We start from the raw sequence: 13,548 nt of genomic DNA, 5'->3' as shown, positions 1-13,548 counted from the left end.
GTCCCCCGGGAAAGAGGGCCGGCACCCGGACCGGCGCCGCCCGGCCGGGCCTTTCGGCACTGTCAGCTGCGCTCCGGGCAGGTGTCTACTGGAAGCGCACCGGGACCCGGCAACTGTCCTTCCCCGCCCGTGATTGGAGGCACCCGCCATGACTGAAGTAGTCCGCTATGAAGTGGGGTCCGGGACAATCCTGGTCGAGGTGGATGACAACAGCTACGGTGTGGACCATCCCGGCCGGAACGAGCAGGGGATCCTGGACGCCGGCCGCCGGCTGGAGGACGCGCTCGCTGCCGTCCGCCCCGCTGCCGCCGCTGCCGTGGACGCCATGCGGGAAATCGGGCCTGAACACATCGAAGTGGAGTTCGGCGTGAAACTGGCAGGGACGGCAGGGGCGGTCATTGCCCGGAACACCGCAGACGGCCACTTTGTCCTGAGGCTGTCATGGTCGGCCGCAGCGGAGGTCCTGTTTGAGGAAGAGTAGCGGGCCTGCGGGGGAGGGTTTTCCCGGAACAGATAACTGGGCTCCATGCGAAGGGGTGGCCTGATGTATGAATTCCTGGACAGGGTTGACGCCGGCCGGAAACTGGGGCTCATGTTGGAACGGTTCCGGGCGGAAGATGTGCTGGTCCTGGGGCTGCCCCGCGGAGGGGTTCCGGTGGCGGCCGAAGTTGCGAAGGCCCTGAATGCGCCGCTGGACGTCATCGTGGTGCGGAAACTCGGCCTTCCGTTCCAGCCTGAAGTAGCCATGGGAGCCATAGGTGAAGGCGGCGCGCGGGTCCTCAACCAGCGCGTCATCTCGCTCGCCGGAGTCACGGAGGATGACCTTGAGGCCGTTGAGCGGCGCGAGCGCGTGCGGCTGGAGTCCAGGCTGGAGCGCTACCGCCAGGGGAGGCCCCGGAAGGACCTTGCCGGGCGCACTGCCATCGTTGTGGACGACGGCATCGCAACAGGGTCGACGGCGCGTGTTGCCTGCCAGGTTGCACGCCACCTGGGCGCCGCAAAGGTGATCCTGGCAGTTCCTGTGGCCCCGGCGGACGCGATGGGAACACTGTCCGAGCCGGACCAGGTCTATTCCCTGATCAGCGCCCGGAACTTCCAAGCCGTGGGGTACTACTACCGCGACTTCTCGCCCACCACCGACGAAGAGGTGGTGCAGCTGCTCGATGCCGCCGCGCTGCGGGAACGCCTCGCCGGGGCTGGGGCTGCGGGCACCGACCAGGATGTGGAGATCGCGGTGGACGGGGTGGCGCTCCACGGCGATCTGCACCTCCCGGAACCCTGCAATGCAGTGGTGGTGTTCGCCCACGGCAGCGGGAGCAGCCGGCACAGCCCCCGCAACCGCTACGTTGCCTCAGTCCTGCAGGGGGCGGGCCTTGGCACACTGCTGCTGGACCTGCTCACCCCGGCCGAGGAGATGGACCGCGGGAATGTCTTCGACATCGCCCTGCTGGCGGAGCGGCTGGCCGCGGCAACCCGCTGGCTGAACGGCAGGAGTGACACAGCGGGATGCAAGGTGGGCTACTTCGGCGCCAGCACCGGCGCGGGTGCCGCCTTGTGGGCGGCAGCCGATCCTGACACGGAAGTGGACGCCGTCGTTTCCCGCGGCGGCCGCCCGGACCTCGCCGGGCCGCGGCTGGCGGCGGTGCGCGCACCCACCCTGCTGGTGGTAGGGGGCGCCGACACCCAGGTCCTGGCCCTGAACCGCCAGGCAATGGACCGGATGCGGGCGCCGGTCCGGCTGGAAGTGGTCCCGGGGGCAACCCACCTGTTCGAAGAACCCGGAACGCTCACCCAGGCCGCAACCCTCGCCAGGGAATGGTTTGCGCGCTACCTGCTGCCGGGGAGCCAGGCCGGCAACTAGGCGCCGGCAGGCACCGCGGCAGGGGATTTCCGCCCCAGCTCGGCAGTCCGCTTCACCGACCACCACAGCAGCACCACCAGGAGCACATTGCGCGTGGTGAGGATGGCCGCCATCACCGGGTGGGCGTGGATCAGCGGGGTGTAGAACAGGGGATAGATCACGAACGTGGTCATGGCGATGCCCATGAGCAGAGCTGCCGGGACCTTCCACCTGTTCCAGTCGTGGGTAAGCCCGGCGATGATCACCGGCGCCAGCCAGATGATGAACTGCGGCGAACCCACCTTGTTGAACACGATGAACGCCGTGACCATCATGAGGGAACCCTCAAGGAACAGCTCCTCCCGTTCGGCGCCGCGGTTCAGGGCCCGCACCAGCAGGACGGCGGCCACCACCGCGGCCAGGATCAGCAGCGGCTGCATCAGGAAAGCCGCAGTCCCCGCGCCCGGGCCGTAGACCTCGGTGGAGTTGATGGCGGTGTTGTCTGCCATCCTGGAACCGGCGATGTTGAAGACGCTCAGCCACACCCACGGGGTGGAGAAGGTGGCTTCAAGCTGCATGCCGCGCTCGCCCTGGTTCAGGAGGAAGTCCATGATGTGCCGGAGGCCGCCCGACATCCACGTTCCCAGCGCAACGACGGCGGTCACGGCGACGCCTGAGAGGACCACCTGGACCCGCTTCCGGCTGGCTATCACGATGGGTACCAGCACAGCCGCGGGCCATACCTTGATCCAGGTGGCGACGCTGAGCAGGATGCCGGCCACCACCGGACGCTGCGCCGCGTACAGCAGCGCGATCAGCACGATCGGCGCGGTGATGCCTTCCACCCGCGCAAAGCTGAGGTAGCCCATGAAGACGGTGAAGAACAACCACCACCAGGCGGGCGCAATGCCGCCCGTCTTCCGCGGTCCGCGGGTGAGGAAGGCAAGCCCGACGGCGTTGAGGGCTGTGATGATCAGGAACCAGACGAGGAGGTACAGGTCCGGTCCCGCGATGTTGGCGAGGAAGATGGGGAGCTGCGCCAGTACCGGGTAGACCCAGGGGCTGATCTTCCCGTCCAGGTCCTGCGGGTTGTAGCCGTCCACGGCCCACTGGCGGTACTGCTCGGTGTCGCTGAACGTATCGCCGTGCAGGAAGAAGGACGCCATCCAGCCCAGGAAATAGAGATGGACGACGGCGAAGCCCCACCACACGGAGGACGGGCGGGCGAACCAGTCCACCACCTTGGCGGGGAGGACTTTGGTGCGGACGGTCACCAGCCGGTCAAAGAACTTCGCGGAAATGTCAGGACTCCTTCAGCGCGGGAGCCGCTGCGGGCGTCTTCTTACCCAGCAGGTAGAGGCGGCGGACGCTCCACAGGAACAGGACCACCAGGAGGACGTTGCGGATGGTCAGCACCAGCGCCATCCAGGGGTTGTTGTGGCTCAGGGCGTCGTAGAAGAGCGGGTAGATGAAGTACGTGGCCACGGCGATAACGATCAGCATGGTGGCAGGGACGCGCCATTCCCGCCAGCTGTGGGCCAAACCGACGGCGACAGCGGGGGCGAGCCACACCATGAACTGCGGGGAGCCTACCTTGTTGAAGACAACGAACGCGGTGGCCAGCGTAAGGGCGCCGGCCAGGAGCAGTTCAGTGCGGTCCACGCCGCCGCTGACTTTTCCGTTATGGAGCGCCCAGAACGTCAGGGCCGCCACCAGCAGTGCCGCCAGGACCAGGAGGGGCTGCATCAGCACTGACATCAGCGCCGTGCCGGGGCCGTCCACCTGCATGGAGTTGATGTCCGTGTTCATGTACATCCGGGAACCGCCCACGTTCAGCACGGACAGCCAGAGCCAGGGCGTGGTGAAGGTGGCCTCCAGCTGCATGCCGCGGTCACCCTGCTGGGTGAGGAAGTTCAAGAGCTTGGGGACGCTGCCCACCGCAGCGGCCAGCGCAACCACGCCCGCCGTCGTCGTTATGCCTGCCAGGACCACCAGGATCCGGTTCCGGACGACCGCGAACAGGGCCAGCATGACCGCTGCCGGCCACACCTTGACCCAGGTGCCGATGGCCAGCAGGACGGAGGCGATGAACGGCCGGCCCACGCCGTATGCGAGGGCGACCAGGACCAGCGGGGCGGTGAGCCCGTCCACGCGGGCGAAGCCGAGCCAGCCCATCAGCAACGTGAAGACCAGCCACCACCAGGCGGCGGGGATCGCGTTGCGGTCGCGGCCGCGGTTGGTGAGCTTCAGCAGGGCCCAGCCGTTGAGCAGCGTGGTCATCAGCACCCACAGGAAAAAGAACGGTCCGGGGCCGGCGACGCCCGCGATGGCCATGGGGATCAGCGCCAGGATGGGGTAGACCCAGGGGCTGGGGCCGCCGGTCAGGTTGGCGTCGTTGAAGCCTGCCATGGCCCAGTCGCGGTAGATGAAGGTGTCGCTGAAGGCTTCGCCGCGCAGGGACACCGAGGCGGCGAAGACCAGGAAGACCATGTGCACAACGATGAATCCGCCCAGCAGTCCGCGCCCGGTGTTCAGCCGCGTCCGGGCGGGTGCGGGAAGGATGACATTGCGGATCCGGGTGAGTCTGCCGAAGAAAGCGTCCGTGGAAATGGCGGGATCCTTGTCAGGTTGTGGCACGCGTATGGTGCTGCGCTGGTTGCTTGGTTCTGCCGCCTGGCGGTTGTTCAGGGGCATGGGAACCGTCCGGAAACAGCGCCCACTCCTGTCCAACTCTAATTCAACCGCTTGGAGCCCGATGACTGTTGCAGGCCCACGGAAAGCCATATCCCTCTCTGACCTGCGGCTTTTATCTAAAGTTGCTGGCAGTTTAACGTTCGGGAAACATTGGGCGGGGCACACCGATGCCCGCTTCGTCTGCAGCCTTGGGGAGCGCAGGTGCCTGTTCACCCCCCGTCCCTCGACCTACAAAGGCTAGACCCATGAACTTCCCCCTCACCCTGACCGTCGCCGACCGCCACAGCATGGACGCTGAGCTCGACGCCGCCGTGACGGCCGCCAAGGCCCAGGCACTCGCCGGCAAGCGCCACGGCATCCTGGTCACACGCCTCGGCGTCGACAAGTTCACTGTTGCCCTCAGCGAGGCAGTCCCCTTCGGCCTCACCCGCGAACACCAGGCCTGGTAGCCGGGCGGCCGGTCCGCGTTACCGGCGCTGCGGAGCCGTTTCCGGGCCCATCCTGCTCTCTCCGGTTCCTGATGCGCGGCTGTGCATCAGAAGGTTAGCCAACCGTGACCTTCCAATCGTTCCGTCCCGGCGCATCGCCCGTTACTGTCGACAGCACCATCCGGGACAACGGAGAAGAGGCACGATGAGCATCGACATCGAGATTGGTACAAGCCTCAGCAATGAGGACGCAGCGCACTTTGCGGCCAAGACGGAAGCAATCACCTCAGCGATGCAGAGGGTGCGGGAATTGCATGCGGCTTACAGCTGGGTGTGGACGGACGAGATCCGCTGCCGGGGCTGCAACGCCAGCCTGGACATACCGCTGCTGGCCAGCACGACCGTGAGCGCCGACAAGGCCTTCCAGGCACACCAGTCCGCCCAGCTGGATGCCCTCTTGGCTGCTGGCGGACATCAGCGCGGGGAATCCGGCTAGCGGTACCAGCCCACGGAACGGTCGTAACTGGACACCAAGGCTCCCGTGCCTGATGCGCCGCTTCCGCCCGCCGGAAAGTAGATGGCCCCAAAATCGGCGCCTTGGGCTTCGATCCGTTTGCGTGCCCAGGCCTTGGCGGCTTCGATGTCCGTTTCCGGGATGCTTTCGCGGGTGTTGTTTCCAGCGCTGAGATGGATGTCCAGCTGGTACTCCCCGGGCTGGGAGGCTCCGGCATGGTGGCCTGGATCCCGCTCATCGCGCCTGCTGACCATCACCTGCGCCAAGGCATGGAGGACGGACGGGTCCTTGGCGGTGCTGCCATGCTGCTGTTGTTCCATCCGCAGCGCTGAAACCACGTTCTCCACGGTGTCCCCGTCGCTGACCACGTACGACGCTCCGGCGACGTCCGCCTCCGAGCCCCCAACGCTTTCCAAGTACTGCATAAATTGCTCGGAGCTGGACTGTCTGGAGTTCATGCACCCTCCCTGAGGGCTATTCGCGGCAAATGCCGACCCGCCCAACACTAGACCCATATGGGTCCCCTGAACGGGTGCTCCCGGGACCGATTTGGACGCAACGGGCGGCCGGCCCGCGCGGAGGCCTGTGCACACCTTCCATTTCCACTGTATCCCCGCAGATGGGGCTTGCGGCAAGGCCCGGGCGCGGCCGGATAATCGCAGGGCCGGAAACCGGGAGAACTGGAGCAAGCGGAATGACAGGGCATGCGGTAGTGATTGTGGGCGGCGGCCCGACGGGGCTGATGCTGGCAGGGGAGTTGGCGCTGGCGGAGGTTGATGTGGCCGTTGTGGAGCGGCGCCCCAACCAGGACCTCGCCGGAGCGCGGGCGGGCGGGCTTCATGCGCGGACCCTTGAAGTCCTGGACCAGCGAGGCATCGCGGGGCGGTTCCTCGCCGAGGGCCAGGTGGCCCAGGTGGCGGGCTTCGCCGGCACCCGCCTGGACATCAGCGACTTTCCCACCCGCCATCCCTACGGGCTGGGCCTGTGGCAGAACCACATCGAACGCATCCTGGCCGGCTGGGTGGCGGAGCTGGCCGTAACGTTCTACCGCGGATGCGAGGTGACCGGCCTGGCGCAGGATGGCACCGGCGTCGGCCTCCACCTCAAGGACGGCAGGACGCTGCGGGGGGACTACGTGGTGGGGTGCGACGGCGGCAGGAGCCTCGTCCGTAAGGCTGCGGGCATCGGGTTCCCCGGCTGGGAACCCACCACCAGTGCGCTGATTGCCGAGGTGGAGATGACAGGCCAGCCGGAGTTCGGCGTGCACCGGAACGCTTTTGGCATCCACTCCTTTGGCCGGCGGGAGTACAAGATCGTGGACGGCAAGGTGGTTTACGCGGACAGCGGGCCGGTGGGGGTGATGGTGACCGAGGAACACGTGGGTCCCGCTACGGAACCCACGCTGGCTGATCTCAGCGCGGCCCTGATTGCCGCCTGCGGCACGGACTACGGGGCCCACAGCCCCACCTGGATTTCCCGGTTCACGGACATGACGCGCCAGGCCGCTGCCTACCGTTCGGGGCGGATCCTCCTCGCGGGCGACGCGGCGCACGTGCATGCCCCGGACGGCGGGCAGGGCCTGAACATCGGGGTGCAGGACGCGGTGAACCTGGGCTGGAAGCTGGGGCAGGTGGTCCATGGAACAGCCCCGGACGGGCTCCTGGATACCTACCATGCCGAGCGCCACCCGGTGGCTGCCCGCGTGCTGCGCAACACCATGGCGCAGAGTGCACTGCGCCGCCCGGACCCGCGGATCGAGGCGGCAGGGGAAGTTGTTGCCGAGCTCCTGGGGATGGAGGAACCGCGCCGGCGTTTCGCGGCAATGCAGTCCGGCCTGGACGTTCACTACGACGTCGGCGAGGGACACCCGCTGCTCGGGCGGCGGATGCCCGACGTTGAGCTCGCCGCCCGGGAAGGACCCCGCACGGTCTATTCGCTGCTGCATGACGCCCGGCCCGTGCTCCTGAACTTCGGGGTGCCGGGCGCCTTCGACAATCTTCCGCGGCCGCCACGGGTGAAGCTGGTGGATGCCGAGTACGGCGGGGCATGGAAGCTGCCCGCGCTCGGGGAGGTTCCGGCGCCTGCCGCAGTCCTTGTCCGGCCGGACGGGCATGTGGCCTGGGTGGGTGGCGGAAGCGACGCCGGCCTCAGGGAGGCGCTGGCCAGATGGTTCGGACCCGCTACGCCGTTGGCTTCGGTGCCAAGCCTTTGACCCCCCTTTTCGTTACGTCATGCTTCGGGCCGTGACCACGTATTGCCCAGGGAGTCAGTGCGTTTCACCCCCGATTGAACAGCACGCTTACGGGTGGTTGGTTTGAACCACCGGCCTCGAAAGGAAAGAACAATGACGGAACACTTTGACCTCACGCCGCAGCGCCTGCGCCACGTCCTGGGCCACTTCGCCTCCGGACTGACCGTCATCACCGCCGCCACAGACAACGGCCCCGTTGGCTTCACCTGCCAGTCGTTTTCGTCGCTCTCCCTGGACCCCGCCCTGGTCACCTTCAGCCCTGCACGAAGCTCCAGCACCTGGCCGCGGCTGCGCGACGCGGGCCGGTTCACCGTGAACATCCTGCCCGCGGAACACCAGCACCTGGCAGCCCGGTTTGCCCGCTCCGGCACCGACAAATACGCCGGCGTCAACTACTCTGCGTCACCCCTGGGCAATCCCGTACTGGACCAGGCGCTCGCCTGGGTGGACTGCGAACTGCATGAGGAGTACGACGGCGGCGACCACACCATTGTGGTGGGTGCTGTCCGCGCACTGGGAGCGCGGGACGGCGCCGAGCCGCTCCTCTTCTTCAAGGGCGGCTACTTTGAAGGAGTGGAACCCCGTGCCAATCGGCAGGAGAAGGTGGCATGACGGGGCCAGGTCCCGGCAGCCCCTTGAACGCGTTTTCTTCAGCGCGGGTTTTCGAGTGAGATGGCTTCCAGGTGCTCGGGAATGCGGGCTTTCCATCCCAGTTGGCGTTTGATGCGGGCCCGGAGGGCGTCGGAGGCGTCCGGCTCTCCATGCGTGACGTAGGTCATCGACGGGGCCTGAGGGGCGGTCCTCATCCATTGGATCAGTTCGCTGGAGTCGGCGTGGGCGGATAGTCCTTCCATCTGGATGACTTCTGCTTCGATCCTGACGTCCTGTCCGTAGATCCGGAGGCATTTTTCGCCTGCGGCGAGTGATGCGCCCCGTGTTCCACCGGCCTGGTATCCGCTGAGGATAATGGCGTTGTTCCGGTCCGGCCCGTAGGCCGTGAGGTGGTGCAGGATCCTGCCGCCGGTGAGCATGCCGCTGGCGGAGATGATGATCATGGGTCCGCCGCGCAGGTTGAGCAGTTTTGACTCGTCGGGGCTGCGGACGGGGGTGGCCACTTTGTACATGGCTTCGAATTCGTCCTGCTTGAGCCTGTGTTCTTCGCGATGGCGCTGATACATGCCGGATGCGTCGATTGCCATTGGGCTGTTGAGGTAGACGGGGATGGAGGGGATCGCATGTTTGGCGAGGAGCCGCGACAGGTGCAGCAGGACCGTTTCGGCCCGGCCGACGGCGAACGCGGCGATCATGATGACGCCGTTTCGCTTGGCCACCCGGGTGATGATGTCGCCGAGTTCAGTTTCCGGGTTGCCCTGCGGGTGTGTCCGGTTGCCGTAGGTGGATTCGGTGACCAGTACATTGACGCGCCCCAGCGCTCTCGGCGCGTACATCAGGGGGTCATCGGCCCGCCCCAGGTCTCCAGTGAAGTGGATAGTCCGGCCGGCAAGTTGGAGGTGCACCTGGGCCGCGCCGAGGATGTGGCCGGCAGGAAGGAACGTTGCTTCAATGCCCCCGGGCAGGGGGAACGGAGAGTCGAAGTCCCGGGTTTTGAAACTGTCGAGCGATCGGACGGCGTCCTGGGCTGTGTAGAGGGGCACGGGAGGGTGATGGGTTGATGATGCCCTGTGGTCTGCGTAGCGGGCTTCCTCTTCCTGGAGGTATCCGCTGTCGGGAAGCAGCAGCTTGCACAGTTCGGCCGTGCCCGGTGTGGCATAGACGGGGCCGTGGAATCCGTCGCGCACCAGTGCAGGGATGTATCCGCTGTGATCCAGATGGGCATGGGTGAGGACAACGGCATCGATGTTCGCGGGACTGACCTGGAAAGGTACGCGGTTACGGTCGCGAAGGTGTTTATAGCCCTGGAACAGGCCGCACTCTACAAGGACCCGGTGGCCTTGTGACCGGATCAGGTATCTGGAACCTGTCACTGTGTCGGCTGCGCCGAGAAACCGCAGCGTCGGCGGATGCTGTTCTCTCATAGCAGCTCCTTCGGACACCTCACTCAGCTCAGAAGCTTCCTGGTGTCAGCCGTGGGAATCCTGGGAAGCGGCTGGCAGACGACCCCGCAAAGCTCGGCGGTGATTTTGCGGGGCCACAACGGTGGTGCCGGTGTGGTTGTGGGGCGCTGCCAGGTTACCCGCGGGTGATGGGGAGCTTCTTCGGCTCCGCGGGCAGGCCCTGCTCGGGCAGCGGGGCACGGACTTCCAGGACCCCGTTGACGTAGGTGGCCTTGATGTCTTCTTCCTTAACCCCTTCAGGGAGCGGGATGTTCCGGCTGAATGACCCGTAGCGGAACTCCGACCGGTAGCGTCCTTTGTCCTCGTGCTCTTCTTTTTCCTGGCGCTCGGCGCGAATCCGCAGGAACCCGTCGTCCATGGTCACTTCGACGTCTTTGTCCGGATCGACGCCGGGCATCTCAGCACGCACCACAAGCGTTTTACCGTCGACGAACTCTTCGACCCGGATGGGGGCGGGGCCTGTTGCCGAGTCGAACATGCGCTCTACGGAGTCCAGCAGCTCGGCCGGGGATCGCAATACGGTGTTGAAGGGGGAGGTCCACCGGGTCGATGCAAAAGGGGACCATTTGAGCAGATCAGACATGACGGGTTCTCCAGATTCCATGCAGGCAAAGGGCCGCGTGAGGGGCCGGTGTCAATCCAGTTAACACCTGCGGATGTGGTCCAGATAGGGACAAAAGACCCTCCTCCCGGGAGCCTTCGCACACGGTCTGCGTTCATGCCCGGAGCCCGGAAAATAGCGGTTTTCGCACTTCATCCCTAACCTTCACTGACCTAAGGACTTAAGCCTCTGAAAGCCAGGCAACCGTAGCTTGAAGCTGGAAGCATAACCAGCGTGGCGCTGCACCACTCCCGCTGGCGGCCGCACTCGAGCACCAAAGATTCCACCCCTTCAAACAAGGAAGAAAGCCATGTCGGCATCATCAGCACATCCGGGAATCGGCGCACGCCACCACCGCACGCCCCTCGAAATCACAGCCCTGGGCGCTGGAGCAGTTTTCGCTCTGGTGGGCGTCCTCGGTTTCATCCCCGGGGTCACCACGAACTATGCGGAAATGACCTTTGCCGGCACCGAGTCCGGCGCGATGCTCCTCGGCATTTTCCAGGTGTCCATCCTGCACAACATTGTTCACCTGCTCTTCGGAGCCGCCGGCCTGCTCATGGGCAGGTCCGCACTCCAGTCGAAGTACTACCTCATCGGTGCGGGCGCCCTCTATCTGGTGATCTGGCTCTACGGGCTGCTGATTGACCAGGCGTCGTCTGCCAACTTCATCCCAGTGAACACGGCAGATAACTGGCTCCACGTCGTTTTGGGAGTCGTCATGCTCGCCGTGGGGATCTTGCTTGGCCGCGGTACCGGCCAAGCGAAAGCGCGCTGATCCTCCCGGCTGCTGATCCGCCCGTCTGTCCTGCGGATCCCGATGCACCCGGGAAGCAGCCGGCTTGCCAGGGAAACAGTCCAATGACGTGCGAGGGATGATGTTGTGAACCGCGGGACCGGGGACCGGCACCATCCCCACGGGCTGGAACTGGACGAGATCCGGGCCCTGGCCGGGCCGCTGCAAACGGCTTCCCGACACCTGGACGGCCTGGTGGATTTATGTGCCCGGGCACGCTTCGTCTGCCTGGGCGAGGCTTCACACGGCACGCAGGAGTATTACCAGTGGCGGGCAGCCCTCAGCCGTCGTCTCATCGAGGAACACCAATTCAGCTGGATTGGGGTGGAGGGCGACTGGCCGGACTGTTGGCGCATCAACCGCTGGGTCCGCGGCCAAACCGACCAGAACCTCGATGCCCGGCAACTATTGGCCGGCTTCGAGCGGTGGCCCACCTGGATGTGGGCCAACCAGGAAGTGGCAGAGTTCCTCACCTGGCTGCGCGAATGGAATCTGGCCCGACCGGAAGAACAGCGCACCGGCTTCTACGGACTGGATGTCTATTCCCTGTGGGATTCCCTGAGGGAAATCTTCGGCTGGCTCAACGCCAACGCACCCGAGGCCATGCCGGCAGCAATGAAGGCCTGGCAGTGCTTTGTACCGTTCCGGGAAGACCCCCAGCGGTATGCCTCGGACACCCGCCTGGTACCACGATCCTGCGAGGCGGACGTGGTGATGCTTCTGGCCGAGGTGCACCGGCAGACCTTCGGCCGGGTGGAGGACGATGCTGCAGCTTTTGACGCAGTGCAGAACGCCATCGTGGCGGCAAACGCCGAACGCTACTACCGGACCATGATCCGCGGTGACCGGCAATCCTGGAACATCCGGGACCACCACATGAGCGACACCATAGACCGGCTGGCACGCCACCACGGCCCCGGCTCCAAGGGACTGGTCTGGGCGCACAACACGCATATAGGCGACGCCAGGGCAACGGATATGGCACTGGACGGCATGGTCAACATCGGCCAACTCATGCGCCTGCGCCATCACGGATCAGTAGTCCTTGTCGGCTTCGCGTCCTATGGGGGATCCGTCACTGCCGCGCCGGCCTGGGGTCTGCCGGAAGAGGTCATGAACGTCCCGGCAGCCGTACCCGGAAGCCACGAAGACCTCCTCCACGCGGCACTCGAAAGCCCGTCCACTCTCGTGTTCGGACCGGACCGGGCGGGCCACTGGCTCTCCTCCTGGCGCGGCCACCGCGCCATCGGGGTTGTCTACAACCCCGACCGCGAGAAAGGCAACTACGTCCCCACGACCATGGGCCACCGCTACGACGCATTGCTGTGGTTCCCGCAAACAACAGCGCTGCGGCCGCTCCACCATGAACACCTGCCCAGCGAACCTGAGCTCGAAACCGAACCGACAGGCTTCTAAGCGATGCCTCGAGACAGAAGCGTAACCCTGATTGCGGTAGGGCCCGGCGAGGCGATCGAAAGGAAAGACAAGTGACCAGCACCGGTTCGTTCTTGATTATTGTTGGTTTTGACGGTTCCGGGCATTCCCGGGCAGCACTGGACTGGGCCATGGATGAGGCCCGCCAGCGCCACGGCCAGCTCCGCCTCGTCACAGCCTGGAACAAGGCTCCGTTGGCGTGGTATCCGGCTGTCCTGGAAACGGCGGCAGGCGAAATTGCCGCCGAAGAGTCTCCAGAGCAAGCCGCGCGGACGCTTCAGGGTGAGGCGCTGAAGACCGCTGCAGACGGAGGCGTGACCGCCGCAGGACACCTCGTCAATACCAATTCACCCGCTTCGGCAATACTCGACGCCGCCAAGGACGCGGACCTTATCGTCGTCGGTTCCCGGGGTCATGGCGGTTTTCCCGGGTTGCACCTGGGCTCGGTTTCGACGCAGGTCGTCAACCACGCACAATGTCCTGTTCTGGTGGTCCACTCCAAGGCGTGACCTCCCCGGAGCTTCCCTTCACTGGTCCCAATGGACATGCCCCTTCCAGCCGGCACAAAGATGCAGTTCCCGCGGGATGCGATGCGGACCGTGCCCTGTTGTAGGGCGCAGTCCGGGCGTAGACTTAAATCGCCTGCAGGTAACCATCAGATGACGCCGGGTCGTTCAGGACATGAGAATGTCCGGGCCTTCTCTTAGCGAGATCGCGAAGGTACCTGCAGGTTCTGCGCTTAAGGACTTGCGCGGCGCTTGCAAGCAGAATCCCTGCGTTCGAGCGATGCGCAGGTGTCGTCGGGAACGCCCGAAATCCACTGGAATTGCCCTTGCGGTACCGGAAAGTAGGCGAGAAACTAGTTATACGTTCTTCGAAAGAAGGACGGGAACGAACAACCAGGGAACCTTGGAA

Annotated in this window: 14 protein-coding genes; 9 read left to right on the top strand and 5 right to left on the bottom strand. The window is 65.4% G+C overall.

What is annotated here, in order from left to right; all coding sequences use genetic code 11:
• The first annotated feature begins 148 nt into the window (after nucleotides 1-148).
• Both PV768_RS12460 and PV768_RS12455 read left to right on the top strand, forming a co-directional pair.
• Entirely contained in the window at nucleotides 149-481 is a 333-nt protein-coding gene (locus PV768_RS12460; protein ID WP_157239994.1) for a CU044_2847 family protein, read from the top strand.
• Nucleotides 482-544: 63 nt separating this feature from the next.
• Nucleotides 545-1,861 carry a phosphoribosyltransferase gene (locus tag PV768_RS12455; RefSeq protein WP_157239993.1) on the top strand — a complete coding sequence of 439 codons (1,317 nt, stop codon included), beginning with the start codon at nucleotides 545-547 and terminating at the stop codon, nucleotides 1,859-1,861.
• Here the strand turns inward: PV768_RS12455 and PV768_RS12450 are convergent.
• The gene (locus PV768_RS12450; RefSeq protein ID WP_421093166.1) at nucleotides 1,858-3,114 is read right to left on the bottom strand and encodes a glycosyltransferase 87 family protein; all 1,257 of its coding nucleotides are present in this window, start codon (nucleotides 3,112-3,114) and stop codon (nucleotides 1,858-1,860) included. The genes PV768_RS12455 and PV768_RS12450 overlap by 4 nt on opposite strands.
• A 28-nt stretch (nucleotides 3,115-3,142) precedes the next feature.
• Nucleotides 3,143-4,477 carry a glycosyltransferase family 87 protein gene (locus PV768_RS12445; RefSeq protein ID WP_421093165.1) on the bottom strand — a complete coding sequence of 445 codons (1,335 nt, stop codon included), beginning with the start codon at nucleotides 4,475-4,477 and terminating at the stop codon, nucleotides 3,143-3,145.
• A 302-nt stretch (nucleotides 4,478-4,779) separates the two neighbouring features.
• On the opposite strand from PV768_RS12445, the gene PV768_RS12440 reads away from it, so the two are divergent.
• Nucleotides 4,780-4,983 (top strand): hypothetical protein, encoded by a 204-nt coding sequence (locus PV768_RS12440; protein WP_157239990.1) that lies wholly within the window; start codon nucleotides 4,780-4,782, stop codon nucleotides 4,981-4,983.
• A gap of 184 nt (nucleotides 4,984-5,167) precedes the next feature.
• A complete protein-coding gene (locus PV768_RS12435; RefSeq protein ID WP_421093164.1) occupies nucleotides 5,168-5,458 on the top strand; it encodes a hypothetical protein in 291 nt (96 codons plus the stop codon).
• On the opposite strand, the gene PV768_RS12430 is transcribed toward PV768_RS12435, so the two are convergent.
• Complete coding sequence (locus PV768_RS12430; protein ID WP_421093163.1) at nucleotides 5,455-5,934, bottom strand: hypothetical protein; 480 nt, start codon at nucleotides 5,932-5,934, stop codon at nucleotides 5,455-5,457. The two genes, PV768_RS12435 and PV768_RS12430, sit on opposite strands and share 4 nt — an antisense overlap.
• A gap of 236 nt (nucleotides 5,935-6,170) precedes the next feature.
• On the opposite strand from PV768_RS12430, the gene PV768_RS12425 reads away from it, so the two are divergent.
• The gene (locus tag PV768_RS12425; protein WP_421093162.1) at nucleotides 6,171-7,688 is read left to right on the top strand and encodes an FAD-dependent monooxygenase; all 1,518 of its coding nucleotides are present in this window, start codon (nucleotides 6,171-6,173) and stop codon (nucleotides 7,686-7,688) included.
• Between the two features lie 132 nt (nucleotides 7,689-7,820).
• Nucleotides 7,821-8,339, top strand: a complete 519-nt coding sequence (locus tag PV768_RS12420) for a flavin reductase family protein (protein WP_323057948.1) — start codon at nucleotides 7,821-7,823, stop codon at nucleotides 8,337-8,339.
• Nucleotides 8,340-8,377: 38 nt separating this feature from the next.
• Here the strand turns inward: PV768_RS12420 and PV768_RS12415 are convergent, their stop codons facing one another.
• Together PV768_RS12415 and PV768_RS12410 are read right to left on the bottom strand one after the other, a co-directional pair.
• The gene (locus PV768_RS12415) at nucleotides 8,378-9,763 is read right to left on the bottom strand and encodes an MBL fold metallo-hydrolase RNA specificity domain-containing protein (RefSeq protein ID WP_421093161.1); all 1,386 of its coding nucleotides are present in this window, start codon (nucleotides 9,761-9,763) and stop codon (nucleotides 8,378-8,380) included.
• A 154-nt stretch (nucleotides 9,764-9,917) separates the two neighbouring features.
• Nucleotides 9,918-10,385: an Hsp20/alpha crystallin family protein gene (locus tag PV768_RS12410; protein ID WP_421093160.1), complete on the bottom strand. Its 468-nt coding sequence runs from the start codon at nucleotides 10,383-10,385 to the stop codon at nucleotides 9,918-9,920.
• Between the two features lie 328 nt (nucleotides 10,386-10,713).
• On the opposite strand from PV768_RS12410, the gene PV768_RS12405 reads away from it, so the two are divergent.
• The 3 genes from PV768_RS12405 (at nucleotide 10,714) to PV768_RS12395 (ending at nucleotide 13,142) form a co-directional block, all read left to right on the top strand.
• On the top strand, nucleotides 10,714-11,181 hold the full coding sequence (locus PV768_RS12405) for a DUF4383 domain-containing protein (RefSeq protein WP_157239976.1): 468 nt from the start codon (nucleotides 10,714-10,716) through the stop codon (nucleotides 11,179-11,181).
• 105 nt (nucleotides 11,182-11,286) lie between these two features.
• Nucleotides 11,287-12,615, top strand: coding sequence for an erythromycin esterase family protein (locus PV768_RS12400; protein WP_421093159.1), 1,329 nt, complete (start codon nucleotides 11,287-11,289; stop codon nucleotides 12,613-12,615).
• 71 nt (nucleotides 12,616-12,686) lie between these two features.
• Nucleotides 12,687-13,142 carry a universal stress protein gene (locus PV768_RS12395; protein WP_323057945.1) on the top strand — a complete coding sequence of 152 codons (456 nt, stop codon included), beginning with the start codon at nucleotides 12,687-12,689 and terminating at the stop codon, nucleotides 13,140-13,142.
• The last annotated feature ends 406 nt before the right edge of the window (nucleotides 13,143-13,548 follow it).

The sequence above is a fragment of the Pseudarthrobacter sp. CC4 genome, from assembly GCF_048957775.1.
In the GTDB taxonomy this organism is placed as follows: domain Bacteria; phylum Actinomycetota; class Actinomycetes; order Actinomycetales; family Micrococcaceae; genus Arthrobacter.
This window is presented reverse-complemented; position numbering and strand designations above follow the sequence as displayed.